25 protein-coding genes and 1 pseudogene are annotated in these 22,707 nt (G+C 42.9%); 8 read left to right on the top strand and 18 right to left on the bottom strand.

What is annotated here, in order from left to right:
- Nucleotides 1-28 precede the first annotated feature (28 nt).
- The gene (locus ACFQ21_RS22040; RefSeq protein ID WP_377582725.1) at nucleotides 29-418 is read right to left on the bottom strand and encodes a hypothetical protein; all 390 of its coding nucleotides are present in this window, start codon (nucleotides 416-418) and stop codon (nucleotides 29-31) included.
- 364 nt (nucleotides 419-782) lie between these two features.
- Between ACFQ21_RS22040 and ACFQ21_RS22035 the strand changes: the two genes are divergently transcribed.
- Entirely contained in the window at nucleotides 783-1,211 is a 429-nt protein-coding gene (locus ACFQ21_RS22035; RefSeq protein ID WP_377582723.1) for a response regulator, read from the top strand.
- Between the two features lie 18 nt (nucleotides 1,212-1,229).
- Here the strand turns inward: ACFQ21_RS22035 and ACFQ21_RS22030 are convergent, their stop codons facing one another.
- From ACFQ21_RS22030 to ACFQ21_RS22000, 7 genes are all read right to left on the bottom strand, one after another.
- Nucleotides 1,230-1,676, bottom strand: a complete 447-nt coding sequence (locus ACFQ21_RS22030) for a hypothetical protein (protein WP_377582721.1) — start codon at nucleotides 1,674-1,676, stop codon at nucleotides 1,230-1,232.
- A 115-nt stretch (nucleotides 1,677-1,791) separates the two neighbouring features.
- Nucleotides 1,792-4,740 (bottom strand): reprolysin-like metallopeptidase, encoded by a 2,949-nt coding sequence (locus tag ACFQ21_RS22025; RefSeq protein WP_377582719.1) that lies wholly within the window; start codon nucleotides 4,738-4,740, stop codon nucleotides 1,792-1,794.
- Nucleotides 4,741-5,060: 320 nt separating this feature from the next.
- Complete coding sequence (locus tag ACFQ21_RS22020) at nucleotides 5,061-5,780, bottom strand: superoxide dismutase (RefSeq protein WP_377582717.1); 720 nt, start codon at nucleotides 5,778-5,780, stop codon at nucleotides 5,061-5,063.
- Nucleotides 5,777-6,928: a chromate transporter gene (locus ACFQ21_RS22015; protein WP_377582715.1), complete on the bottom strand. Its 1,152-nt coding sequence runs from the start codon at nucleotides 6,926-6,928 to the stop codon at nucleotides 5,777-5,779. Before ACFQ21_RS22015 ends, ACFQ21_RS22020 begins: the two co-directional genes overlap by 4 nt.
- A 20-nt stretch (nucleotides 6,929-6,948) precedes the next feature.
- Nucleotides 6,949-7,710, bottom strand: a complete 762-nt coding sequence (locus ACFQ21_RS22010) for a DUF2490 domain-containing protein (RefSeq protein WP_377582713.1) — start codon at nucleotides 7,708-7,710, stop codon at nucleotides 6,949-6,951.
- A gap of 83 nt (nucleotides 7,711-7,793) precedes the next feature.
- Nucleotides 7,794-8,636: a chromate resistance protein ChrB domain-containing protein gene (locus tag ACFQ21_RS22005; RefSeq protein ID WP_377582711.1), complete on the bottom strand. Its 843-nt coding sequence runs from the start codon at nucleotides 8,634-8,636 to the stop codon at nucleotides 7,794-7,796.
- Between the two features lie 100 nt (nucleotides 8,637-8,736).
- Nucleotides 8,737-9,591 (bottom strand): AraC family transcriptional regulator, encoded by an 855-nt coding sequence (locus ACFQ21_RS22000; RefSeq protein WP_377582709.1) that lies wholly within the window; start codon nucleotides 9,589-9,591, stop codon nucleotides 8,737-8,739.
- 251 nt (nucleotides 9,592-9,842) lie between these two features.
- Between ACFQ21_RS22000 and ACFQ21_RS21995 the strand changes: the two genes are divergently transcribed.
- Complete coding sequence (locus ACFQ21_RS21995; RefSeq protein WP_377582707.1) at nucleotides 9,843-10,235, top strand: DoxX family protein; 393 nt, start codon at nucleotides 9,843-9,845, stop codon at nucleotides 10,233-10,235.
- Nucleotides 10,236-10,241: 6 nt separating this feature from the next.
- The gene (locus tag ACFQ21_RS21990) at nucleotides 10,242-11,036 is read left to right on the top strand and encodes an SDR family NAD(P)-dependent oxidoreductase (RefSeq protein ID WP_377582705.1); all 795 of its coding nucleotides are present in this window, start codon (nucleotides 10,242-10,244) and stop codon (nucleotides 11,034-11,036) included.
- A gap of 51 nt (nucleotides 11,037-11,087) precedes the next feature.
- On the opposite strand, the gene ACFQ21_RS21985 is transcribed toward ACFQ21_RS21990, so the two are convergent.
- From ACFQ21_RS21985 to ACFQ21_RS21965, 5 genes and pseudogenes are all read right to left on the bottom strand, one after another.
- Nucleotides 11,088-11,708 carry a cadmium resistance transporter gene (locus ACFQ21_RS21985; RefSeq protein WP_377582703.1) on the bottom strand — a complete coding sequence of 207 codons (621 nt, stop codon included), beginning with the start codon at nucleotides 11,706-11,708 and terminating at the stop codon, nucleotides 11,088-11,090.
- Nucleotides 11,709-11,741: 33 nt separating this feature from the next.
- On the bottom strand, nucleotides 11,742-12,260 hold the full coding sequence (locus tag ACFQ21_RS21980) for an SAM-dependent methyltransferase (RefSeq protein WP_377582701.1): 519 nt from the start codon (nucleotides 12,258-12,260) through the stop codon (nucleotides 11,742-11,744).
- Nucleotides 12,261-12,613: 353 nt separating this feature from the next.
- Nucleotides 12,614-12,909 (bottom strand): annotated as a pseudogene (locus tag ACFQ21_RS21975) (efflux RND transporter permease subunit); the annotation flags it as partial.
- Nucleotides 12,910-13,331: 422 nt separating this feature from the next.
- Entirely contained in the window at nucleotides 13,332-13,724 is a 393-nt protein-coding gene (locus ACFQ21_RS21970) for a helix-turn-helix domain-containing protein (protein WP_377582699.1), read from the bottom strand.
- 106 nt (nucleotides 13,725-13,830) lie between these two features.
- Nucleotides 13,831-14,205 carry a globin domain-containing protein gene (locus ACFQ21_RS21965; RefSeq protein ID WP_377582697.1) on the bottom strand — a complete coding sequence of 125 codons (375 nt, stop codon included), beginning with the start codon at nucleotides 14,203-14,205 and terminating at the stop codon, nucleotides 13,831-13,833.
- Between the two features lie 160 nt (nucleotides 14,206-14,365).
- Between ACFQ21_RS21965 and ACFQ21_RS21960 the strand changes: the two genes are divergently transcribed.
- Nucleotides 14,366-14,836 (top strand): hypothetical protein, encoded by a 471-nt coding sequence (locus tag ACFQ21_RS21960; RefSeq protein WP_377582695.1) that lies wholly within the window; start codon nucleotides 14,366-14,368, stop codon nucleotides 14,834-14,836.
- A 68-nt stretch (nucleotides 14,837-14,904) separates the two neighbouring features.
- Here the strand turns inward: ACFQ21_RS21960 and ACFQ21_RS21955 are convergent, their stop codons facing one another.
- On the bottom strand, nucleotides 14,905-15,348 hold the full coding sequence (locus ACFQ21_RS21955) for a carboxymuconolactone decarboxylase family protein (RefSeq protein WP_377582693.1): 444 nt from the start codon (nucleotides 15,346-15,348) through the stop codon (nucleotides 14,905-14,907).
- A gap of 83 nt (nucleotides 15,349-15,431) precedes the next feature.
- Nucleotides 15,432-16,004, bottom strand: coding sequence for a Crp/Fnr family transcriptional regulator (locus tag ACFQ21_RS21950; protein WP_377582691.1), 573 nt, complete (start codon nucleotides 16,002-16,004; stop codon nucleotides 15,432-15,434).
- Between the two features lie 345 nt (nucleotides 16,005-16,349).
- Here ACFQ21_RS21950 and ACFQ21_RS21945 point away from each other — a divergent pair, with 345 nt between their 5' ends.
- From ACFQ21_RS21945 to ACFQ21_RS21930, 4 genes are all read left to right on the top strand, one after another.
- The gene (locus ACFQ21_RS21945; RefSeq protein ID WP_377584044.1) at nucleotides 16,350-17,264 is read left to right on the top strand and encodes a GNAT family N-acetyltransferase; all 915 of its coding nucleotides are present in this window, start codon (nucleotides 16,350-16,352) and stop codon (nucleotides 17,262-17,264) included.
- Between the two features lie 515 nt (nucleotides 17,265-17,779).
- Entirely contained in the window at nucleotides 17,780-18,205 is a 426-nt protein-coding gene (locus ACFQ21_RS21940; protein ID WP_377582689.1) for a hypothetical protein, read from the top strand.
- 46 nt (nucleotides 18,206-18,251) lie between these two features.
- Entirely contained in the window at nucleotides 18,252-18,650 is a 399-nt protein-coding gene (locus ACFQ21_RS21935) for a hypothetical protein (RefSeq protein ID WP_377582687.1), read from the top strand.
- Between the two features lie 156 nt (nucleotides 18,651-18,806).
- Nucleotides 18,807-19,295 (top strand): hypothetical protein, encoded by a 489-nt coding sequence (locus ACFQ21_RS21930; protein ID WP_377582685.1) that lies wholly within the window; start codon nucleotides 18,807-18,809, stop codon nucleotides 19,293-19,295.
- 35 nt (nucleotides 19,296-19,330) lie between these two features.
- Here the strand turns inward: ACFQ21_RS21930 and ACFQ21_RS21925 are convergent, their stop codons facing one another.
- Genes ACFQ21_RS21925 through ACFQ21_RS21915 form a run of 3 tightly spaced genes read right to left on the bottom strand, consistent with a single transcriptional unit; the run spans nucleotide 19,331 to nucleotide 22,541 of the window.
- Nucleotides 19,331-20,113, bottom strand: a complete 783-nt coding sequence (locus tag ACFQ21_RS21925) for a polysaccharide deacetylase family protein (protein ID WP_377582683.1) — start codon at nucleotides 20,111-20,113, stop codon at nucleotides 19,331-19,333.
- Entirely contained in the window at nucleotides 20,110-21,084 is a 975-nt protein-coding gene (locus tag ACFQ21_RS21920) for a glycosyltransferase family 2 protein (protein WP_377582681.1), read from the bottom strand. The genes ACFQ21_RS21925 and ACFQ21_RS21920 overlap by 4 nt, the downstream gene beginning before the upstream one ends.
- A 35-nt stretch (nucleotides 21,085-21,119) precedes the next feature.
- Nucleotides 21,120-22,541 (bottom strand): ArnT family glycosyltransferase, encoded by a 1,422-nt coding sequence (locus ACFQ21_RS21915; RefSeq protein WP_377582679.1) that lies wholly within the window; start codon nucleotides 22,539-22,541, stop codon nucleotides 21,120-21,122.
- Nucleotides 22,542-22,707: the final 166 nt, after the last annotated feature.

Here is a 22,707-nt window from a genome sequence, read left to right as displayed (position 1 = left end):
GTTGTAAGAGTATAGCCTGCGTCAGTGATTACTGCGTAATAATTTGTCCGGTTAGCTTGTCGATGGTGATCATACTTCCGTGTTCCGGTTTGATACATACATGCTGCCCGCTAATGTAGAGATCTACAATAAAGATATTCTGTACATCGGTTTCCAGGTGTGGAATATATTCACGCGAATAAAATTGTGTTTTCCAAAGTTCCTTTCCACTGGTGTCTGATGCTATAGCATGATGCACTTCGCCTACGTTCCCGTCCATGCGTGCAGACGTTAGGGAATATAGTATACCATTTTCCTGCACGGGCAGAACATGGTATACGCCCGCTTCGCGGGCGCTCAATTGCTCCATACGTGGAGCCGTTCTTGAAGCCTGTGGTTTTGCACCGCCTGTTTTTTCGTCATTCCGATTTGCGATCATAGCCCTGTAAAAGATAAATGCGATACCAAAATAAACAATAAGACAGGCAGCAAGAAAGATAATGATGAATGTATACATTCCGTAAAGGTGTTAAAGGAGGTAGTCAGGCCCTGTTTTCTTTTGCAGATTTAGGATATACTATAAAGAAATAATATTTGAATTGGTAAATTTAATATAGGACACGTGCTGTAAAAACAGTTCCTTATACCCGCTAAATAAATAACAGATATTTAAACCTTACGATGGTAAATGTGTCTTATTAATTAGTATATTTTCAGAGGAGAGGTGGTACTTTTATTCCGTTGTCTGTTTAAACATAATACGATATTGCGTCACCGTGCGTAATTCGAGCGAAAGGGGGATTATGGGGAATACAATTTGTTTTTTTCTGGTTGATGACGATGCAGATGACCAGGAGATTTTCGATCTGGCATTGCAGGGCATAGGCACATCTACAAGACTGGAATTTGCCAATGATGGTGTTGAGGCTATCTCAAGAATTCAGAATGATACGTCCTTTTTACCACATTGCATTTTTATAGATCTGAATATGCCGCGGATGAACGGCCAGCAGTGTCTTCAGGAGTTGCGCAAAATAGATCGCATCAAACAAGTACCTATTGTTATGTATTCCACCACGGTAAATCCTCAATACCTGGCTGATGCGCTGAATCACGGAGCAACCGACTTTATCGAGAAACCTATTACGATAGAAGCCCTTACAGAATCATTGTCCAAGATATTTCACATGCTGCAAAATTCATTTGCTACCATCGATGGTTTGAAACGATAAGTGACGTGATGCCGTGCTTCATTTTTCGGCATCGGGTAATCCTTCAATCTTTAGAATAGCCTTCATCAGCGGTAACAATTTTTCGTTGGCATCTTCATTGTCAAATGAATGCGTTACCGAAGTTGTTTCGTTTGTAATTAGTGTTAGCGTGGAGTGGCGGGCACCATCATACGTTCGTTTCATCGTGGGCGATTTCAATTCAGGTATCTCCGAGAGTTTTACTTTCTTCAAACAATCCATCAACCTACGCCACTCATCTTTTGACAGGGCACGTGCGGTTGATTTGTTCTCTTCACGACCTTCAACGGTAATGGTCAGACTATCCGGTGAAATAATAATGTGCTTCTGATAGCCGCGTGTAAGCGTGGTATACTCTACTTGCTTCACTGCATTCGGTGACTGGCATCGTACTTCAGCCAGGGCAAGCATGCAAAGAAGGAGCAATATGTATTTTGATTTCGTCATGGTGTTAATATATCAAATCAGGAGCCACAAATAAAAATCCCCGGCGTGCTGCTGTTGAGGATACCAACAGGTAACGCCAGGGATAAATTTATAGTACGTTACAGGAACAGAGCGGCTACTCTTTCACAAATTTTTCGCGAATCGTGCCCTTGTCCGTTTGTACCGAAAGTATATACATGCCTGCCGGCAGATCAGACACGTTCAGTTGCTGTTCATATTTTTGAGTGAACTGAAGTGTCGCTCCGTTCACGGTAGATACTTTCAATGATTGTACGGTTACACCTTCGGCAAGTTTAAGCGTGAGGAAATCTTTAACCGGATTCGGATATGCAACGCGTTCGCCACTGGCCCATGCCGATACTTCACCACGCTCGGTTGCTTTGGCTGTACCCGAAACAATATTTACCGTGTAGTCCTCCACTTCGCCATACGTAAACGTTTCGCAGTAGGTAGGCACTGCGTTGTATTTCATAGAAACCCGCATGCGAGTAGCGCCCAGTGAAGCTGTAGTCGGTACGGTAAATGCACCGCTTATCGGAGTGGTGGTGGTAGCAGTACGTGAATACACACGTTCTCCGCTATCCGCAAAATCTCCGTCTTTGTTATAGTCAATCCACACAGCATACCCTTCGCTATAGATTGTACCCGTCCACGTTGGTGTTATGGTAATTGTGTTGGATGCCCCCACGGTAAGGTTGGTAGACTGTGCCGTGAAGTTTCCATATCCTCCGTTGGAACCGCTGTTGTTATTAATAGTACCGAGCTGCACACGACCTATATATTCATCGCCTACATTGTTACCTCGCGAAGTGCAATAGGTGAGCGTTGTTGTGGAAGTAGTAAAGTTGGCAGAAGCGCTATAGGCAGAAGTAGTGCTGGTACATTTACTTCTTACCTGTGCTTCATATTGTGTGGCAGCCGTAAGTCCGCTGAGTGTTGTTGAGTTGGTACTAACAGCAACGGTTGTCCAGGTGGTAGTGCCGGTAGCGCGATACTGGACATCATAAGTCGCATTGGTAACGGCATTCCAGCTCAGGGTAGCACCGCTAGAAGTTATACCAGAAGCAGCAAGCCCTGTTGGTACAGTAGCTGTACAGGTTGCACCTCCGGTGGAGATCGTAAAGTTTACATTCGAAATATCATAGAATATATTATCGGCAGCCTCTACTTTTACACGCGCTGTGGTGGTTGCGTTGTTGGGAACAGTAATTGCTTGTGTGCCATCGTTCGGTGTATTGGCTAACAATGTTATCGGATACGTAAATCCACCATCGGTTGAGAGAAGTATATTTACATTTGCACAGTTAACAGGCGATACGTTTGTGCTGGCAACATTCCACGTAACAGTCTGACTTGATCCTACACTCCAGGTAACAGCAGTATTGGGAGCACTTACTACGAAAGGCCCGGCCGTGCCATTGACCGTTACCACCATCAGATCGTCTGATGTTTGTCCGCCACCCGCTTTATTATCGCGAACCGTTAATGCAAAGTTTAACGTACGTGCTACAGAAGGTATAACTTCCCACGTAGGTGTAAGGTTGTTGGCTACTACATCGCTGATCTGCGGAAAGTAACGGTTGGGTGAAGATGTGCCTTCGCGTGAACGAAACATAGGTCCAACGGTGCGGGTAGACGTTGGTGCAGAATTTGAATTCGGATTGCCGGCATCGTTCTGTTCCCAGGTATAGGTAATCGCATCACCGTCCGGATCAGAGCCTTGTCCTTTCAAAACGAATGCAGTTGATTTTGGTATAGTATAATCCAGGCCGGCATTGGCAGTTGGCGGATTGTTGGTAAGGTTTACGACCTGCGCACAGCCTGAACTTGTGCCACTTTGTACATTGGCTGATATGTCGCGGATGTTTACATAATGAAAATATGCATCACTGTTGCTCTGTACGTTGGCAGCACATATCCCTGCATAACCCATAATGGTACTGCCACTACCCGGCTCTACTTCAGTAGTACCACTGCCGCTGCGGCACGATGAGTTACTTTGCGTGTGATAGCCTCCGAACTGGTGTCCCATTTCGTGTGCTACATAGTCGATATCAAAAGCATCACCGGTAGGATTCGAGCTTCCGGTATAGCCGCTTCCTTTACTGCCGGTCGTACAAACACAACCGATGCAACCTGCATTACCGCCACCGGATGTATTGAAGTTGTGGCCTATATCATAGTTGGCATTGCCGATAGCAGCGTCAATTACTTGTTGTGTTTTTGTGTTATACTCACCAGACCATGGGTCGGCTGATGTACTGCCATAGTATATAATCAGGTTGTTGTTGGCAACAATCTCCATGGTAATGGCCAGGTCGCGTTCATATATACCATTTACGCGAGTCATCGTGATGTTCATCTGCGCGAGTATATTGGCTTTCTTTTGTGCATCGGTGCCGGTAGAGCCTGCAAATAAATTTCCGTACTCCGCGTTACACGACAGCGCCAGTCTATACTTTCTTAAACGCTTGTCGTTTGTGCGGGCTGTGGCCGCACTGCGTGATGATTCTGCGCGAAACCCTTCATCGGTATGGCATTGGAAATCCAGTTCACGTGCCGTGAGGCTTTCGCGGCTATATACCGAGTAACTTTTTTTATCGGTCGAGAAGGGATCTATATAGTAGGTGTGATCTCTATCCGACAGCACCATGCCGTGGAACCCGCGCTGATCTGATACGCTGAAACGGATTGTAGCAGTAGGGTCATCAATGCCTTGGCCTGCATACGATTTTATACCCGGATATTTAGCGGCCAGGTCGGGGTGAAACACAGAAGCTTCGGTTACACGAAAGCGACCGATGTTGCCACTCGGATCAGGGAAGCTTACGATCAACTCGGCTTTGGCAGAAGGTATACCGCGTACAGGTGCTTTACTCACTTCATTTTGCAGACCTGAAAAATCCAGGGTAAATATCTGGTAAGAAGATGGCTTCGATCGCCCTTGAGAAATTTGTTTATCAACGGGAGGTTCGGAAGATTTAGTCCAGAAGTTTTTGACGTTTTGGGAGAATCCCAACGTAGCAGTCAGTAACACGACTGCCAGTAGTAAAAGTTTTTTCATAACGTAAATGGTTTTGGTAATCGAACAATATACCAAAATAGTCTATAGGTATATATAGTCGTTCGTTTATTTATTCTTTTACCTCGTCAGATACATTTTAATATATATACTCAGGTGTATAAGTATGTATAGGTTAATTACTGCAAAACGTTAAAAATGATGAAGAATGTAATTAATTGATACTGGTGATACCGGATTTATAAGGTATTGTGTAATAAAGCGGACAAAAAATACTTTGAGTGTGATCACACCTATATTTATAGGTTGGCCTCCGGAAATTCAGTCTCTATTTGCGGTATATCCGGAGGCATGGGTATATTTTAAATCCGGGAAGCGATGTTGAAGCGATCAGCAACATTATCCCAGTTTATGATGCTGAACAGATTGTCAACAAATTCAGCGCGCCTGTTTCTATACTTCAAATAATAAGAGTGCTCCCAAACATCAATCACCAGCACGGGTATAACTCCCCATTGTGTCAGTTTTTCATGATTCTCGCACTGCAACACTGTGAGCTTTTGTGTTGATGGGTGATATCCTACTACACCCCAACCATTTCCATCAACACCTTTGGATGTTTTGGCGATCAGCAATTTTAACTTATCAAAACTGCCGAAGTCTTTTTCGATCTGTTTTAACAGCGCACCTTTCGGATCACTTTTACGATTGGTGAGGTTTGTCCAGAAAATAGTATGCAGTATATGCGATGAAAGGTGATAGGATAATTTCCTGGTCCAGTAATCAACTGTTTCAACATTGCTTTCATCCAGCGCCTTGCGAATCATCTGCAGATCTTTGTTCGCAGCTTTCACAGCATCACCATGATGGAATGTATAGTGAAGATGTACCGTTTCCTGATCCATAGCCGGTTCCAGAAATGTTTCTGCATACGGCAGTGGTTGCAAGGCAAAGTTGCCATCCTGATCAACAAGTTTGTCCATGCCGCTCTGTTGTAATCCTGCAGAGAAAACACTGTTGACAGGTAATAATGATGTGCCGCCTACAATGGCAGCGTTCTTTAAAAATTCTTTTCGATTCATATTGATAAGAGTATAATTCGTAAGAGTACACCAACACCAGCCGCTACGGCAATAACCAGGGGCTCTTGGATTTTTTTAAATTTGAAAAGAACAATTGCAGTCGTTACCATGATAATTATGGATGGAATGTCTGTTAATGTTCGCTTGCCCAACACCAGGACGGCACCGGCTATAGCACCTATAGCGGCTGCCGTTATGCCATCTACGATTGCTTTGATAGCAGGGTGCTTGCCATATTTTTTGAAATAAGGCGCGGGTAAAATTGTAAACAGGTAGCAGGGTAAAAATGTGGCAAGTGCCGCCACGCATGCACCAGGAAAACCTGCAGCCAGGTAGCCAATAAATCCAACCGTAATTACAACCGGACCGGGTGTTATCATCGCTACAGCAACCGCATCTACAAATTGTTGTTCATTCAGCCATTGATACTCTTTTACTACACCGCCATATAAAAACGGAACAATAGCCAGCCCACTTCCGAAAACAAATGCACCGGCTTTGGTAAAGAACCATGCAACCTGAAGAAGTTTGGCATTGCCTGAAACAACTGGCGCGGCCTGAGCCAGTACGGGTGCTATAGCAGGTAACGAACTTCTTGAAAACGCTGGAGGCACTTTAACAAACCATACCACCACACCTGCTGCTAAAATTAACCAGATGTTTTCCTCTTCGGTAATGAATGTTGTTACTGCCAGTACGATGAATATTCCCCAGAGTAAATAATCTTTACCAATACTTTTTACAGCCAATTTATAGCTTGAAATGGTAATGATGCCGATCACTGCTGCGCCTACACCATAAAATATAGCTTGCATCCACGGCAATCCTCCCAGATGCACATAAGCATAGCCAATGCCAAGCACCATGAGGAAAGAAGGTATAACAAATGCAATGCCTGCGAGTGTGGCCCCCAGAATCCGGTAATGTATATAGCCGGTATATATAGCCAGCTGGGCCGCCAACGGGCCGGGAGCAAGTTGGGCGAGAGCTAACCCTTCTTTATAGTCATCGTCAGCAATCCATTTTTTATTTTCAACCAGATCGCGGTGCATATATCCCACCAGTGCCACCGGGCCGCCAAAGCCCCAGGTACCAAGCTTTAAAAAGTATATAACAAGATGCTGTAATGTATAGGATGGAGGTAGCATAACTTGTATAGTATTGTTGATCATCCTTTGTCTTTCGGACGCAGATCCAGCGAATGAAAAATGAAGAGCCGGATAGCATGCGTTGACAGATAATTATTTCCCGAAGCTTCCTGCTGGTATACATTCATATAGCCAAGCTGGCCATTCAGGTGCGAGGTAAACTGATAGCCCACACCTGCAAAGAACCGATTCTGATCGAACGTGTTGTACACGATCTTGCCTCCGAAGTTAATAAACACTTCGTTCATCACGGCTACAAAAGGCGATCGCGTTGTGATCTCTTTTCCTTTTAGCGGAATGAAGAATGACATGTTATAGCGCAGCCGGTAATTAAAGTTATAGTCGTCCAGCAAAACATCATTTTCAATTTTCCGATTAAAGCGCTCTTCGAGGCGGAGCCATTGAAGCGTTGTGAGCCCGCTATATTTCTGATTCCACCAGATCTGTTGCCAGGCGCGATGCTCCGGCCGTGTAGTATCTTTCCCTTTCGCAGGGAAGTGGTCAACAAATGCGTAGCCTGCCTGCAATCGGAGATTGTCGCGGAGAAAGTACATGAAGGCAGGGCGGACTAAAAATTGAAACGGCCGATCAACAAAGTTATCGGTTTGCCTGTAATGGATGTCGAACCATATACCAAACTTGTTGGTGAGACGTGTCTGGTTGAAATAGCCCAGCCATAATTGCTCGCGTTCATGTATATGCTTTTCGACACTTTGGGGAAAACAGGTCGTTGAGGTAACAATGAATACAATCAGTAAAAATGCATAGCGTAATAAGTTCATACGATGTAAGGGACTTTAGGGCGGCAATGCTACTGAAGTCACTACAGTATAATATAGAATGAAATTTACTATTTGTATCCTTTTTACTTTTTTGAAAAACTTTTCCGGTATTCAGAAGGATTTTTACCGGTGTGTTTTTTAAAGATGCGATTGAAGTGACTCTGATCAGAGAAGCCCGTGAGGTACGCTATTTCTGCCAGCGAATACTTCGGGTCTTCCAGTAGTTGCATGGCCTTTTCAATCCGCAGTTTCCGGATATACTCTCCAAACGAAAGATCATCGAAATATTTGGAGAACTCGCGCGATAAATAAGCCGGATGAACGTTGAGACTTTGAGACAACTCCTTGAGATTAAGGCTGAGGTTGGTGTCAATCTGGTCCTGTATAATTTCCTTTAACTCTTTTGCCCACGAAGGTATTTTTCGTGATGAAGATTTTTGCTGGATGAATCTGTGGTACACATCCAGGAGTAAATTTTCGATTGGATTCTGCGTATGCTTTTCGTGTTGCAGGTGTTTGGCCCAGGTATACAGGGCATCGTAGATAACCAGGCCTTGTCGCAGCAGTTCCTGGTCGCTGGTGATGTTATGTGATAATCCGGCAGATATAGCCCAAAGCCCGGATGCCTGGCTGGCTATATCGTGACGATCTGTATCTGCACCCCGCACAATAACAGCTAATGTTTGTAATGCAGCATCTTTCAAGTCATGCTTCCGGATGAAGTAATCAAACGTACATTCATCGCCATAGTGTGTATATTCCACATCGGGTATATCAAAAGGAGTAGCGTTCAGCTCGTGTGCTTTTGTTTTCACCTGATCGAATGGAACATAAATGATTTCTGCCTCCTGATCAATAAAGCGTTTAATAAGCCACGGACAGGCTATACGGTCTATCTTGGGTCGTTCGCGCGTAATCCACTTCATTTTGATGCCAAGCAGGTTAATAAATTCCAGAAACCAAATTTACCCGACTCATAACCGTGGTGTGCTTCGCGTATGTCTTGCCTGGCTGTAGACTCCGTTTTCATGCAGCAACGGAGTTTCGTTTTTTACTGTTAACATGTTTGCGAAATTCGGAAGGACTCACGCCTTTGTGTTTCTTGAATGTTCGCGTCAGGTGACTTTCATCTGTAAAGCCAAACTCAAAAGCAATTTCATTCATACGAAGATCGCTGTAGCGCAACCGCGTCTCAATCAATTTAAGCTTGTAATCGATAATATACTGTTGCAAATTTTCACCCGTCAGTTTCTTGAAATATTCGCTGATATAGGTTGGTGAAATGTGAAAGCGTTGTGCGATCTGCTCAGCCTTCAGCTTGTCAGCAGAGTATATATTCTGGTGAATGTAGTTGATTATGTCCAATGAAGTGTTGGTCTTGACATTTTCCTTCAAAGGGATATGCATCGATATATTTCGGGCCACGATCGTAAGGAGTGTGTTCACGATCTGTTTTACAACTTCGCGGTGATAATATTGCTGATTAATGTGCTCGCGTATCAATGCATCTATCATCGCCTTTACAAGAGGCTTGTCGGTTTTATTCTTGATAATGCAACCTGGTAAATGCGTATTGTTCTGAAAAATGAATTCCAGTTTTTGGATCCACTCTTTACTTTGCGTTTTCAGATAAATATCATTGAATCGGATGAAGAAGAATTTGGTAACAGTTTTTACTTCAAATGCATGGCAATCTTGTGGCATTAGCAGGAACAATTTTTCCGGGGCATAAGGAAGTCTATTCTTGTTGATGCATTGCACACCCGTGCCCTCTACAATATACACGAGCTCAAAAAAATTATGTTTGTGTGCATGGATAGGACATTCCTTCATTTCGAGAAATTCGATCTCGAAAGGTTCGTACAGATTCTGGATTTCCATATCCCACAAATGTACAAGACATTCCAAAGATTTTACAAGTTTTCAACGCGCGGTTAATTTCAATTTTGTACTGCTGCCAGCGCGACACAAAGTTTAATTTGTTGTTAAAAAAGTAGCGGTAGAGAACTAAGATCCGTATACACCTGTTGCAGATGGAAGTGATCTCCGGGAGAGCGGGTATATATATAGACAGGAAGTCAATCTATACCGGTTGCGTGCCAGCGTGCATGAATTTTATTAACCCTTGATACATGAACACAACTTCGTTTTTAATTATCAGACTGGCCGTGGCTGCCAGTATGTTAGGACATGGTTTGGTGCGCCTGCCCAAGCTCAATGGATTTAGTAACTGGATGGTTAGCTCATTCGAAAAATCAATGCTGCCATCGGCACTGGTTACTCCGTTCAGCTATATTTTACCGATCGCTGAATTTGTGATTGGTTTGTTACTGGTGATTGGTTTATTTACAAGAGCATCGCTCATAGCCGGAGGTTTCACTATGGTAATACTGATTTTTGGCTCGGCCATGGTTGAGAACTGGGAGGCCATGCCGTCACAATTTATACATGCAGCGTTTTTTGCTGTATTACTTTCGTTCCTTCAGTATAATGCTTACGCAGTGGACAACTTTTTTAAAAAATAGATATACATGGATTTACAATTAAAAAACAAGACAGCTTTTGTCAGTGGCTCGACACAAGGTATAGGCTTTGCCATTGCGCAGAGTATGCTTGCCGAAGGTGCTACCGTAATTATAAATGGTCGCTCGCAGCAACGCGTGGATGCTGCTGTTGCAGAGTTGAAAAAGCTTATACCGGGAGCAAACGTTTCAGGGGTGCCCGCAGATTTTGCCAAGGCAGAAGATATAAAACACCTGATCGCTAAACTTCCGGATATTGATATACTGGTAAACAACGCAGGTATATTTGAACCTAAACCCTTTGTTGAAATTACAGACGAAGACTGGCTTCGTTTCTACGAAGTAAATGTGCTGAGCGGTGTGCGTCTGTCGCGACATTTCTTCCCGAAGATGATCGCGAAAAACTGGGGCCGCATCATTTTTATATCGAGTGAATCGGCTATAAATATCCCGGAAGAAATGATTCACTATGGCATGACGAAGACTGCGCAGCTATCCGTAAGCCGTGGTCTTGCTGAGCTTACGAAGGGAACAGGTGTTACGGTGAACTCCGTGTTGCCGGGTCCTACCAAATCAGAAGGTGTAGAAGAGTTTGTAAAACAGCTGGCTTCTACGCAGAAAGTTACGCCACAGGAGGCAGAACAAAATTTCTTTAAGACAGCGCGGCCTACTTCATTACTCCAGCGGTTTGCATCCGTGCAGGAGGTAGCCAACCTCGTAACGTATGTCGCGAGTCCGCTTTCATCAGGAACCAACGGCAGCGCATTGCGCGTAGACGGTGGTGTTGCAAAACTTATTATATAGGTTGAGATGTTCCCGGTAGCAACTGCCGTATGAAGTATATACGTGCAGTTGTTATTGGTGAAAGACGAAAGTATAGGTTCCGCTTTCAATCAGGATGTAAATACCCAGCACGATCAGTATACACGGAAACAGCACGTGATTATAACGGGCAAGGGTATCTTTTAATCGCGGATGTTGAATAAGATATTCGGCAACCTTTACCCACACAAAAACCATTGTCAGGAAGATGCCGATTGTAAGGATGAGGTTTGTAACAGACAGGTTTACAAACAAGGGTATATAGATGCCGATGTTATCGGCTCCGTTCGCTATTGTAATCGATGCTACACTTAGTGTTGCAGGACTGATAACCGATGAAAGTAAATACCTCTTGCCCGGTGTTATGACAGGTGAATCATTGTCATTTTCATTTTTGTCGAATAATTTCCGGATGCCCAGGTATATGGGAAAGAATCCCAGCAAACCTATATATACTTTGGGTATAACGATGCCGATCAATGAACCAATAAGACTAATAGCGATAAGGGTGGCAATACCGAGGTATTGACCTGCGAGTATATTGGATGGCCGGAATGATTGTGAGGTAGCGGTAAACAACAACATGAGTATAAACAGATCATCTATGTTTGTAGATGCAAAAGCCAGTACGGCTGTAACGATGGTTTCAATCATGCAAGCGTAATTGGAGCGAATATATACATGATTTTATATAACGGCTGTGATACTAACAACCGGTGCGGGAGACATTTTTTTATGCACAACATCCCGCACGGTAAAATTCTCTTTCTCCAAAGTCTCTGTTACTTTAGCCGCAATGGTTTTGTTAAAAGCCATGGTTGTGCCGGGAGGTGGCTGATGAAAGATGTATAATTTCCCCTGCGGAGCGAGCAGTTTTTTAATAACCGTCAGTTCCCTGGAAGCATCTTTCCAGAACACACTAACGTTGAATGCGAATATTTTTGTGTATTGCTTTTTTGCCGGGATGTCAACCAATGACACAGGTATAAATATAGCTTTACCTGTTGCCACCAGTGCCGCATTACGCGCGGACGCTTTTTTGATCATCGATTCAGATTGATCGATAGCCGTGATCGTACCCTTCGTTAACGATGCTGCCAGAATGGTTACAGCTACACCTGCACCACAGCCAACTTCCAGGATGTGATCGTCTGGCTTTATGTCCATGATCTCTGCGGCCCATTGGAAACGATCCTGTTTTTCCATTCCTGAAAATACAGAACGTACGAAGAAATGTAAAAAAATATCCGGCAGAAACGTGCCGGATATTTATAGAATCCTCATTCAAATTTTATCCGTAACTAAAATCTCACGAGGTAATACCAACCCTTCAAATCTTCACACCTGTGAAAATTGTTAGTGTACGTTTTTTCGATAAAATGTGCTTGGGACTAGACATGGTACCTCCTTTCTTTTAGTTACACATAAACAGCAGGCGCCTCGTTCAAATACCTTATGACACCTGGCCTGCTGCCGATAACGACCGCTATCGCGAGTAAAACGTCACACTTGTGAAAATCGTTTGTCGCTGACAAAAAATCTTTTTACCAAACTGTTGTTTACAAAGCATGGTTCGTACGGTTGTTTGCCGACCTGTTAAAGAGTTCATAAAAGATCGGAAAGAGCAGAAGGATAAGTACGGTAGCAGTAATCAGTCCCCCGATGATAACAATGGCCAGCGGCTTCTGACTTTCCGATCCAATACCAGTTGATATAGCGGCAGGCATTAAACCAATGGAAGTCATCAGAGCAGCGATGACTACAGGTCGAGTTCGATTTTTATTTCCAGGGCTATGGCTTCCTGCAGATTCATTTTTCTGCTCAGATTTTCGATCGTTTGTAGCGAAGTGCCATTAAAAGAATATTCAGTCGCATATCCCGCCACTGTGTAACTTTTCCGACAAAGACTTTTTTACGTGGTGCCTCACGCGAGAAGTTAATTGAAGAAATGAGTTATCGCAATACACACGCCTTCGATAATCAAAAGTATAAATGTCTTGAACAGGCAAGAAAACAATTCAATAACGGGTGATTGAGAAAATGGTATTGGTATTAAAACATACCAATGAAGATCAGCACTATATATAGTACGAGCTGATGCTTCTGCGGATCATATTTTATTACTAACAAAAAGCTCATAAAGCTATCAACCCAGCAAGACATACGGCCACCATTCCCGGTGAATTTATAATCGATGAACAAGGTAAATTGTCTATCGTGCACTATGGGAGATTTATTGGCGATCATTTACCTGTGCACACATTCTTTTATCTATAGCTATGCAGCAACCCGGTTGGAGGTGTTGGTATATTTCTGTGGGGGCTGCTTTCTGTACTGCGAAGGTTTTATACCTGCATACGACTTGAACCACTTTGTAAAATTGGAAGGATCGTAGGTAAGGATACGGGCAACATCAGCAATAGAGTTTTGTTTGTTGTCCAGTAAACCTTTTGCTGCTTCCAGAATTTTGCGTTCGTAGAAGTAACAAGGATGTTTGCCGGTAAGATTCTTTATTACATTACTCAGGTGCGTGGGGTGTATAAATAGCCGCCCGGCTATTTCGTGCAGTTCAAACATCTCATCCGCTTTTCCGTCAAGTATATCTTGCAAATGCTCATCAATCACCTGCAGGTACTTGTCAAAGATCTCTTCACTTCTGGTTTGATACATAGTGATGTTTTTTTGTTCAACGATTTCTAAAACACGATGGTTGTTGAAGGTCTCAACACCCGGGAACAAAAATAGGGTGAGTTTTTCAGAAAAAATGGTGAGCAGTTCAGTTTTCGTCCTGGTTTACCATAAACATCGCAGTGGGGACAAAACGCTTGAATAATTCATCTTTGAGTGCTTCATCAATGGGCAAATCTTTAAGCGCAACCGACATGCATGAAAGCCAGGCAACGGCATCGTCTTGCGTGATAATGTGTGGCATGTGGCGCGCTCGTAATCGCGGATGTCCGAATTTTTCAGAATACAAAGCGGGGCCGCCAAAGAACTGCGTCAGGAACAAGCGTTGTCTTTCCTTGATTTCGTTCTTATCAGTTTTAAAAAGATGCGCTATCTGTTCGTTTTCAAAAACAAGATCGTAAAAACGATCTACCAAGGTTCTTAAATTTTCTTCCCCCAACTCATCGTACAATGTCGTTTGCATGCGTCAATATTAAAATTATAATTTCAAAAGCAATGTATCATCAGCAGGTCATCAAGTAAACCATTCCGCTGATCAAGCAAATTATTTTCATCCCGGCCGACTATGTTCCTTTACATCGTAAACGGTAAAACAGTTCTTTTCACTTTAAATTTTTAATACTATGAAATCAATAATCAGTACATCCGGCACGCTGAGGCTGCTGATGTGGATTGCCGTTAGTGCAATTCTGTTTTCGTTTTCCGGTGATATGGGCACTGACAGCTACAAAGTTTATCTGAACGACAAACTTGTACTGCAGCAATATGTAATGCGCCAGGCGGCTACAGTCCCTACACTTCCGCTGGAGGGCGCAGAGGCTACAGATGAATTAAGAATTTACTATAATCACTGTGGCAAGATCGGTACATCGCGCAAGATCTCTATTAAGAGCGATGCCGATAAAAAACTGAAGGATTGGAGCTTTGCCGATGTAAGCGGCACCGATACCGGTATGGGCTTCCAGGTAAAAGATATACTCGCGCTTGGCAAAGCGAACGAAAAAGTAAAGATTATCTACACTTCGAACGAAATTCCGGACGGCATCACGCTGGCTTCGGTTGCTACCAAAGACAGAAAGACGGCTTCGAATTAACTGGTTCCGGTAAATATATTAAGCGAGATATAGCGTGGTCCTATATCTCGCTTTTGTTGATATGCATTTTATTGGTCCAGGGCAGGAGCCATATTTGTAGCGACACCAATCCGGGTCCAGCCGTTAATCGCTATAATTGCCATCAATACTTGTGCGGTATATTTCTCTCCCAAAACTTTTATGGCGTTGTTATAGGTAGCATCCGACAGGCGGTTGTGTATCAATGTAACTTCTTCGGTAAGTGCAAGAATGGCTTGTTCTTCTTCCGTGAAGAAAGGAGTTTCCCGCCAGCATGTTAATGCATAGATACGTTGTTCTTTTTCTCCGTACTTGCGTGCGTCTTTGGTGTGCAGGTCAACACAATATGAGCATCCGTTTATTTGAGCTGCCCTGATCTTGATAAGTTCTTTGTGTGTTTTGGATAGTAATGTGGTGCCCAGGTATTTTTCAAAAGCCTGCATCACTTTGTAACCTTCTGGTTCGATTTCGTGCATTTTCATTCGCTTTTCCATAAATCAATTGCTTTTAATTACAGGACAAAGGAGGGGATCCCGATCAACAAAAATCTTAATCTTGTTCAAGAAAGGCGCGAACGCTATCCTTTTCGTGCGCGGATCTTGCTCAGAAACTCGGGGGTAAAGCCCAGGTAGGAAGCGAGCATGTATTGTGGCACCCGTTGTACGAAATCCGGAAATGCATTGTTGAAATGACGATACCGTTCTTCTCCGGAGAGACTGTATATATAGTGTATGCGGTTCAGTGAAGCCGCGAAAGCCCGTTGTAAAATAATTCTGAAGTAGCGTTCCAGCACAGGTACCCTCTGGAATAACTCCTCTTCAATAGATTTTTTTAGAATGATGATCTCCGATTCTTCAACCGCCTGTATAGTATAGAGGGAAGGCTGCTGAAAATCCATGCTGGTGTAGTCTGTGATCCACCAGTTGTCTATCGCAAATTGAATAATTTGTTCTGTGCCCTGCTCGGTTGTGAAATACTTCCGGATGCAACCATTAACGATAAAATAATTTGCCTGGCAAACCTGCCCTTGTTGTAAAATGTATTCCTTATTTGCCACTGTACTAACCTGCAGATACGACTTAATGATTTCTTCCTCGTCTGTAGTTAAAGAGATATACTTTTTCAGGTGGTTAAATAGAGGGGTAAACATGTTGGTAAAGATGGTTAAAATACACCGCAGAACACAGTTTGAAAAACGAATTTCCGAAGGCGTATGAACTTCCGTGATATTATGTGAAGAGATGAAGCTCTCACTTTCATCTTTGATGATTTTGCATTTCCTTCGCAGAGAAGAAAGCTGTGACCCATAACTTCTTTTGTTAGTATGAATTTGAAGGGAAGAGATATGTTTGCCCAGGTTCATTGCCCGACAGCGTTAGCGCCTCATGAGCTTGACGCGTACCTGGAACGTGGATGGTTCAGGATGCGACAAAATATCTTTACAACCAACTTCGTACATTTTAAAGATCAGTTTTATAGCGCACTGTGGTTGCGTATATCGCTTGCTGAGTTAAAGCATGATTCCAGTCGCGATAAGTTATTTAAACAAAACGCAATCTTCCGCACGGAAGTAAGACCAGCTTCTGTTACCGAAGAGAAGGAAGCGCTATATACGCGTTATCGTGAGCAGATTTCTTTTGAGCCGATGGCATCGCTCACGCAGTTGCTATACGGTGATATGCCTGCCGCCGGCATTTACAATTCATTTGAAGTGGCTGTATATGATAACGACAAACTCATCGCAGTTGGCTTTTTTGATGTAGGCGGTATAAGTGCTGCAGGTATTGTGTCGGTGTACGATCCCGCCTATAAGAAATATAGTCTTGGGAAGTATTTGATCTACTCGAAGATTGAATATTGTAAAAAGTTATCGCTGCAATATTTCTATCCGGGGTACTTTGTGCCGGGCTATAAAGCTTTCGACTACAAGTTGACGATTGGCCGATCGGCACTTCACTTTCTGGCGTTGCACTCACAGGAGTGGACTTCCATCGATAAATTCTCACCGGAATATATACCTTACACGGTGATGCAAAGCAGGTTGAAAGAAGTTCAGCAGATACTTGCCGGCCGAACCTTCGAAAGTAAATTGTTGAAGTATGAATTTTTTGACGCCAACCTGTTTCCGGAATTGCGAAGTGCAGCGCTTTTTGATTTCCCGGTGATGTTGATTTGTTCCGATGCCTGGAATAACAATCTTAATCACGTGATTGTCTTCGATGTGCGTGATGCACACTATCATCTGTTGCAATGTATACCGGTATATATACCTAACGTTCAAGTAAAGGATCCGGATTTTTATTCGGAGTATATTATCAAAGAAGAACATGAAATTTTTAGGTCCAAATCTGCTCAGGGCATTGTTGATTGGATGACAGACTATATGACGCACCAGACTATATCCGTATAATTACGGACATAGCTTTGCGTGTTTATCGTTAACTATCTTACGCAATAAACCTGATAACAATTCTTTATACACACCTCTACATTTGCTCTACTCTAATAACTACCACCCAATTGAGCAAGGACTGTAAAATTAATTTTAGCAGGCCGTGTAAACTTGTTCTTTGAGTCTATACTTCTTTTGGTGCGTATACTGAAGTCGCAATATTGAGCGTTTCGTCATGGAAGCGTAACGCTGTCAATATTTTGCGTAGCCCCAACTTCAGCATGCTGTGACAAATGGAAGATGAGTATGATTCTGCATTTTTAAAACAGTTTTCACCAGTGGAAAGTATTTATATACCCCATATCAGGAAGTGTAATAATAGTCGCCATGGTAAAAACGTATGTTGTCAGTGAGCGATTATAGATTTTCCTGATCCTTGTCTGATGATGTCAACGAAGATGCGAATGATACAGGATCAAATGAATGTAGAGTCAGCGGAATACCTGCTTCAGGATTATAAAGGAAAATGATTAATGGCGGGAAAATTTGAAGATAAGGTTAATGTTGATGAAGTCCGCATCCAGCTTGAAACTGAGGCACAACGCAACAAAGAACTTGAGCGCTTAAACACACAGTTGAAAGCGCAGAAGCAAATGCTTTACAAAATCATACAGGAATTGTATGAGAAGGAAAAGGAGAACCTGCTGAAGTCTGAAGAGTTGGTTGCGCAGAAGGAAGAGATCGAGTTGCAGAATCAGAAGTTGCTGGAGTACGCGTTTTATAATGCTCATAAAGTAAGAGGTCCGTTGGCGCGTATACTCGGACTGGTATATCTGCTGAAGCGCGAAGCCGACAACATTGGTTTTGTGGACAAGGATCGATACCTCGAAAAATTATCAGAGAGCGCGAATGAGCTGGATATAGCGGTGAGAGAGATGTCGCATTTCCTGGATGAGTAATGATTTATATACAGAGTTGTAATTATGATATCTAAATTTTAAGAGAATGACGGACGTTACCTTGTTTTATGAGAAGGAGCATGCCTGGATTGGTTATAATGTTACCGGGCATTTTGTAATGGTGACCTGGACTACATCGCCAATATCAGACGAGTATCGGGATACTCTGGAGATGTTGATCGAAGCGATGAAGCAATTCAAAACAGGGAAGCTTGTTGTTGATAACAGAAAGGCAGGAGCACTCCTTCCGGCTGATCAGGAGTGGACTTTCAAAGATTGGCATGCCCGTGCACTTGCCGCGGGACATACACACGTTGCTATTATTCAGTCGCCCGATATATTCTCCCAAATATCTGCCGTAGATGTTATGGGCCATGTTACAATCCCGACAACTTTCTTTGATAATGCAGAGGATGCTGTTATGTGGATAGCGGATTTTCGTTAGTGTCCAAGTTATATAGTCATTCGACTAATTTTCTATTATGTCGATTTATTCTTCGCAGTGGTATCAGAAAAGATGCATTGGCTTGCATATATAGCAATTTGATTGCCGTTGCTGCGTTGGCTGTAAGCACTGAATATAGTTAAGTCATTATAGAATATGTCGCGGCAAATACAGATATGCACTACACCCAAAGACGACTTACGCTTTGTAGAGTATCTTCATAATAACTTTGATTGTGCTCTCTTTCAAAGTTTTGCTACAACAGAAGAAGCTGTATGGATAGAAGGCCTCGAAGATTTACAAGACCCCTATGATACTATCAAAGTATGGAATCGTGATTTTCCCTGGAAGCCAGTTTACAATAAAACCTCACGCGATCAATTGGTATATGTCAGCAATACCGCACGCGCGCCCGTCATCATGCTGGAGCGAACCAACTGGCAAACGTATCAACACGGAAAAATATATTGGAGCAAAGAGATTTCGGAACCTCCGGAATATCACATTGCATACTTTGAAAAGTTCTATAACAAAGTGGCGCAATGGTTTCAGAAAAATGCTTTCGGTAAAGTAAAACAGAACGATGTAAACGTTTATTATATGCCGGATGCGTGGAAGCGATATATGATACAGGTCGATGCCTGAATAACCAGTCTCGTTATGCTTCTTTGTATTGCCGGCTATACCTCTCTGGAATTGATAAAGTCCGATATAGTGCTGAAGGTATATCCCTGCTCCTTCATCCAATGAATCCAGGTTTTAAAGCGATTAATCATTTGCTCTGCAGAATTCTTTGAGACAAATTTAGGCAGGCCATAATCAGGGAGTGTAAGATCTGTAAATTCCCATGGGTGAAAATAAATATTCAGATAGCCGTCCTGGTTGATAGTACGAGCACAGGCAGCCTTATATATCCACAATGGGAAGTTATGAAACGAAAGCCAGAACAACGGTATGCGAACTATAGGTGTTGCTGAAGCCGGTAGTTGAACAAGTGAATCTGTTTTAAAGATAGTTCGCGGTTTGAAGAAGTTGTTATACCGCCCCGGCAAATAGACTGGGTTGAGTGAAGTGTTGTATATATATCCTGCGTTTTCTATCGCAGCATCGTCAACAGGCATCATACGTGCCATGCGAAATCCGTTGATCGATTTTCCGGATAACTTTTCAAGTTCCGATTTTGATTCAGCGAGATGTTTATTTTCAAAGGCGGAATGAAAATAGCCGTGTGAGGCAAGTTCGTGACCCTCCTGCATAATGCGTTGAATCAAATCTTTCGCATTTGTGGCAAACACCACCGTGCTGAAGAATGTTGCCGGAACCTGGTTTTCTTGTAAAATATCAAGGATGATTTTTGTGCCCTTCGATGAGACACTGATCTGATCGTGGAACGATATAGACTTGCCATACTCCAGGGGCATGTCAAATTCTTCTATATCAAAAGAGAGAAGAACTTTTTTCATCGGGCTATACGTTCACGTTCATTGATGTTTGGGCTGCTATAGTTAGTTTCACGAATGAAATATAGCGGCCGCTGCTTCGATTGTATTACCAGTTTGCTGATGTATAGCCCTATAATTCCCATCATGAGCAATTGCAGGCTGCCGAAGAAAATAACCGAGATCATGAGCGAAGTCCAGCCTGAAACAACTCTTCCAATCAGAAAGCTTATCAAAGCATACGGCACCAGAATCAGTGAGATCAGAAAGAGTATCATACCCAGCGATGCAATCATCTGTAATGGCTTTACGCTAAAGGAAGTGATTCCGCGCAACGCAAATGAAATCATCTTCTTTAAATTATATTTGCTGTCACCGGAGAAGCGTTCGCGCGGTGAATAGTCAATTGCCACCTGGCGGAATCCTGCCCATTTAATAAGACCGCGAATAAAAAACTCACTTTCATTCAGGTGGGAGAAAGCATTTAAAACATTTCGGTTCATCAACCGAAAATCGGCTGTCCCGTTTTCAAGCTGCAGGTCTGACAATCTGTTTAGAATAGTATAAAACATCGATGATGTCTTCCGCTTTAGCCATGGAAGATTTTTGTCCTCCATTCTGCGGGTATATACTACATCAAATCCTTCTTCCCATTTAGCGACCAAACTTTTTATGACTTCCGGTGGATGCTGAAGGTCGCAATCCATAGAAATGGCACAATCACCGTTAGACAGATCGAGCCCGGCCTTGAGTGCATATTGGTGACCGAAGTTTCGCGACAGTTCAATATAGTATACGTGGCTGTTTGCCTCTGCCAATTGTTTGATAATAGACAGCGACTGATCACGGCTTCCGTCATCTACGAAAATAAATTCGTATGCATACGGTAGCCCAGATAATACCGATGTGAGCTCTATAAAAAGAGCCTGTATATTGGAAGCCTCATTGTATACCGGTATTACAATGGAAATTTTTTTATTTGCCTTAGCCTGCATTTGAAGGTAGAGTTAATGCTACCCGATCTATACTATCAACGATCGGTTAACGCATAAATTTTAAAATATTCTGATTCATGCACTTTAGGGAGTGCAAGGTTCATGTCACCGTAAAGCTTGCGCACGATCACTATATATTTGCAACCCTTATTCTTGATCTCAGCCAGGTTGTTGGTGTCTGCCAGAAATTCATTTGTTAGCGACCATCCGCGCCTGTGGGCAAAGTACATTCCGGTAGGATTGTCGAACGGACCGTTTACAGCAATCAGGTCGTTACGGTTGGAAACTCCATCCATAATTACCTCCAGGTCGGCCAGCGCTTTGTAGGGTTGGCGTATTCTGAAATCATACATTCTGGCAGCTATACCTTCTATGGAAACGATAATCAGTACAGCGGTAACAATTTTTTTATTCTCAATCAACGAAAGGCCATACCCTGCTATAAAAGCCATACACGGTACTACGGTTATCACGTAATAGGTGTCTCCAATAATACTGCTTCCTGTTTTAATAATGATGAGTAAATATCCTATAAAAGGTAAAAGAAAGGTTGCCAGAACAATCCAGTGTTTTTTGCGAATTACCAGGAAGAGCCCTGCTGCGAAAGCAGCGAACCCGGTATATTTCATAGGGGTATCATAGAAACGTTTTGATATAACGTCTATATGTGCCACTACTTGCTTCCAACCATCCACGAACGATGTACCCATAAAGAAATGTCCTGCCAAACCATAGGTCTCGTTCAGGTACGGTACCCATACAAAATACCATGCATATATAGCGATCAGTATTATAATGGAGAACGAGATCAATGCTACTTTCCTGGAGAGCAGATTCTCCTTGTTTAGCACGGGTATAAGTAGAACGGTTAATATAGTAGCTGCCGAAATTTTGGCGAGGCATCCCAGCAGTCCCAGTACAAAGTAAAGAAGGAGGTTTCGCCATTTTCCTTTTTCAAAATATTCGAAGGCAAAGTGCAGTGCTATAAAGCAGATCGATATGGCAAATACATCGGGTATATTTTTGCGTGAGTACGAAAACCAGAACGATACCATTAAAAGAATGGCTGCGTTAAATGCAGCAGATTCCCCGAAGTATTTTCGAATGAGCCGGTGGAAGAAGAACACGCCAATGGACGAGAAAATGAGCACGATAATTCTTCCGTACCAGTGCTCGTATCCAAATACAAGCGATACCAGGTAAACGGAGTAGTTCAGAAGCGGGAATTCACATCCTACAATGCCTGTTTTTTCTCCGCCTAAATCTACCGCAGGGTAAAAAATATTCGGATCGCGTTCATAAAAATTCCGGGCTATCATTAAGCCATCGGTCTGGCGCCAGTTATGACCAACTTCCAGCGGGGGAAATGTTATACCATATAATCGTACGATAAAGAAAAGTATAATCCAGAATCTGATGTCCTTGAAATACTGAGCCGCCCCTGATGTGAAGTTCATTGCCCGTGGGTTGTTAAAAAAGTTTGGTTTATGAGGGTATTTACGCTGCTAATTTAGAAATAATGGCATTCTGTTGTTAGCACGGCTTTTAGAACCATGTTATCAGGTGTTGGTTGGAATGAGTGTTGATCCTGACAGCGTTAAATTTTTTAGAATTTTTTTCAGT

The sequence above is a fragment of the Ohtaekwangia kribbensis genome (genome assembly GCF_042676245.1).
GTDB classification, from domain to species: Bacteria; Bacteroidota; Bacteroidia; order Cytophagales; family Cyclobacteriaceae; genus Ohtaekwangia; species Ohtaekwangia kribbensis.
The sequence above is the reverse complement of the archived record's forward strand: the minus strand, read 5'-3'. Positions and strand labels throughout refer to the sequence as shown.

What these genes read in the sequence shown, in the direction of transcription:
- ACFQ21_RS21915 (WP_377582679.1), bottom strand. Translation starts at nt 22,541, where the DNA reads ATGAACTTCACATCAGGGGCGGCTCAGTATTTCAAGGACATCAGATTC.
- ACFQ21_RS21995 (WP_377582707.1), top strand. Translation starts at nt 9,843, where the DNA reads ATGAACACAACTTCGTTTTTAATTATCAGACTGGCCGTGGCTGCCAGT.
- ACFQ21_RS21920 (WP_377582681.1), bottom strand. Translation starts at nt 21,084, where the DNA reads ATGCAGGCTAAGGCAAATAAAAAAATTTCCATTGTAATACCGGTATAC.
- ACFQ21_RS21980 (WP_377582701.1), bottom strand. Translation starts at nt 12,260, where the DNA reads ATGGAAAAACAGGATCGTTTCCAATGGGCCGCAGAGATCATGGACATA.
- ACFQ21_RS21970 (WP_377582699.1), bottom strand. Translation starts at nt 13,724, where the DNA reads ATGTATCAAACCAGAAGTGAAGAGATCTTTGACAAGTACCTGCAGGTG.
- ACFQ21_RS22025 (WP_377582719.1), bottom strand. Translation starts at nt 4,740, where the DNA reads ATGAAAAAACTTTTACTACTGGCAGTCGTGTTACTGACTGCTACGTTG.
- ACFQ21_RS22035 (WP_377582723.1), top strand. Translation starts at nt 783, where the DNA reads ATGGGGAATACAATTTGTTTTTTTCTGGTTGATGACGATGCAGATGAC.
- ACFQ21_RS21950 (WP_377582691.1), bottom strand. Translation starts at nt 16,004, where the DNA reads ATGTTTACCCCTCTATTTAACCACCTGAAAAAGTATATCTCTTTAACT.
- ACFQ21_RS22015 (WP_377582715.1), bottom strand. Translation starts at nt 6,928, where the DNA reads ATGCTACCTCCATCCTATACATTACAGCATCTTGTTATATACTTTTTA.
- ACFQ21_RS22005 (WP_377582711.1), bottom strand. Translation starts at nt 8,636, where the DNA reads ATGAAGTGGATTACGCGCGAACGACCCAAGATAGACCGTATAGCCTGT.
- ACFQ21_RS21990 (WP_377582705.1), top strand. Translation starts at nt 10,242, where the DNA reads ATGGATTTACAATTAAAAAACAAGACAGCTTTTGTCAGTGGCTCGACA.
- ACFQ21_RS21940 (WP_377582689.1), top strand. Translation starts at nt 17,780, where the DNA reads ATGGCGGGAAAATTTGAAGATAAGGTTAATGTTGATGAAGTCCGCATC.
- ACFQ21_RS21960 (WP_377582695.1), top strand. Translation starts at nt 14,366, where the DNA reads ATGAAATCAATAATCAGTACATCCGGCACGCTGAGGCTGCTGATGTGG.
- ACFQ21_RS21985 (WP_377582703.1), bottom strand. Translation starts at nt 11,708, where the DNA reads ATGATTGAAACCATCGTTACAGCCGTACTGGCTTTTGCATCTACAAAC.
- ACFQ21_RS22020 (WP_377582717.1), bottom strand. Translation starts at nt 5,780, where the DNA reads ATGAATCGAAAAGAATTTTTAAAGAACGCTGCCATTGTAGGCGGCACA.
- ACFQ21_RS21955 (WP_377582693.1), bottom strand. Translation starts at nt 15,348, where the DNA reads ATGGAAAAGCGAATGAAAATGCACGAAATCGAACCAGAAGGTTACAAA.
- ACFQ21_RS22010 (WP_377582713.1), bottom strand. Translation starts at nt 7,710, where the DNA reads ATGAACTTATTACGCTATGCATTTTTACTGATTGTATTCATTGTTACC.
- ACFQ21_RS21935 (WP_377582687.1), top strand. Translation starts at nt 18,252, where the DNA reads ATGACGGACGTTACCTTGTTTTATGAGAAGGAGCATGCCTGGATTGGT.
- ACFQ21_RS21930 (WP_377582685.1), top strand. Translation starts at nt 18,807, where the DNA reads ATGTCGCGGCAAATACAGATATGCACTACACCCAAAGACGACTTACGC.
- ACFQ21_RS22040 (WP_377582725.1), bottom strand. Translation starts at nt 418, where the DNA reads ATGATCGCAAATCGGAATGACGAAAAAACAGGCGGTGCAAAACCACAG.
- ACFQ21_RS22000 (WP_377582709.1), bottom strand. Translation starts at nt 9,591, where the DNA reads ATGGAAATCCAGAATCTGTACGAACCTTTCGAGATCGAATTTCTCGAA.
- ACFQ21_RS21925 (WP_377582683.1), bottom strand. Translation starts at nt 20,113, where the DNA reads ATGAAAAAAGTTCTTCTCTCTTTTGATATAGAAGAATTTGACATGCCC.
- ACFQ21_RS22030 (WP_377582721.1), bottom strand. Translation starts at nt 1,676, where the DNA reads ATGACGAAATCAAAATACATATTGCTCCTTCTTTGCATGCTTGCCCTG.
- ACFQ21_RS21965 (WP_377582697.1), bottom strand. Translation starts at nt 14,205, where the DNA reads ATGCAAACGACATTGTACGATGAGTTGGGGGAAGAAAATTTAAGAACC.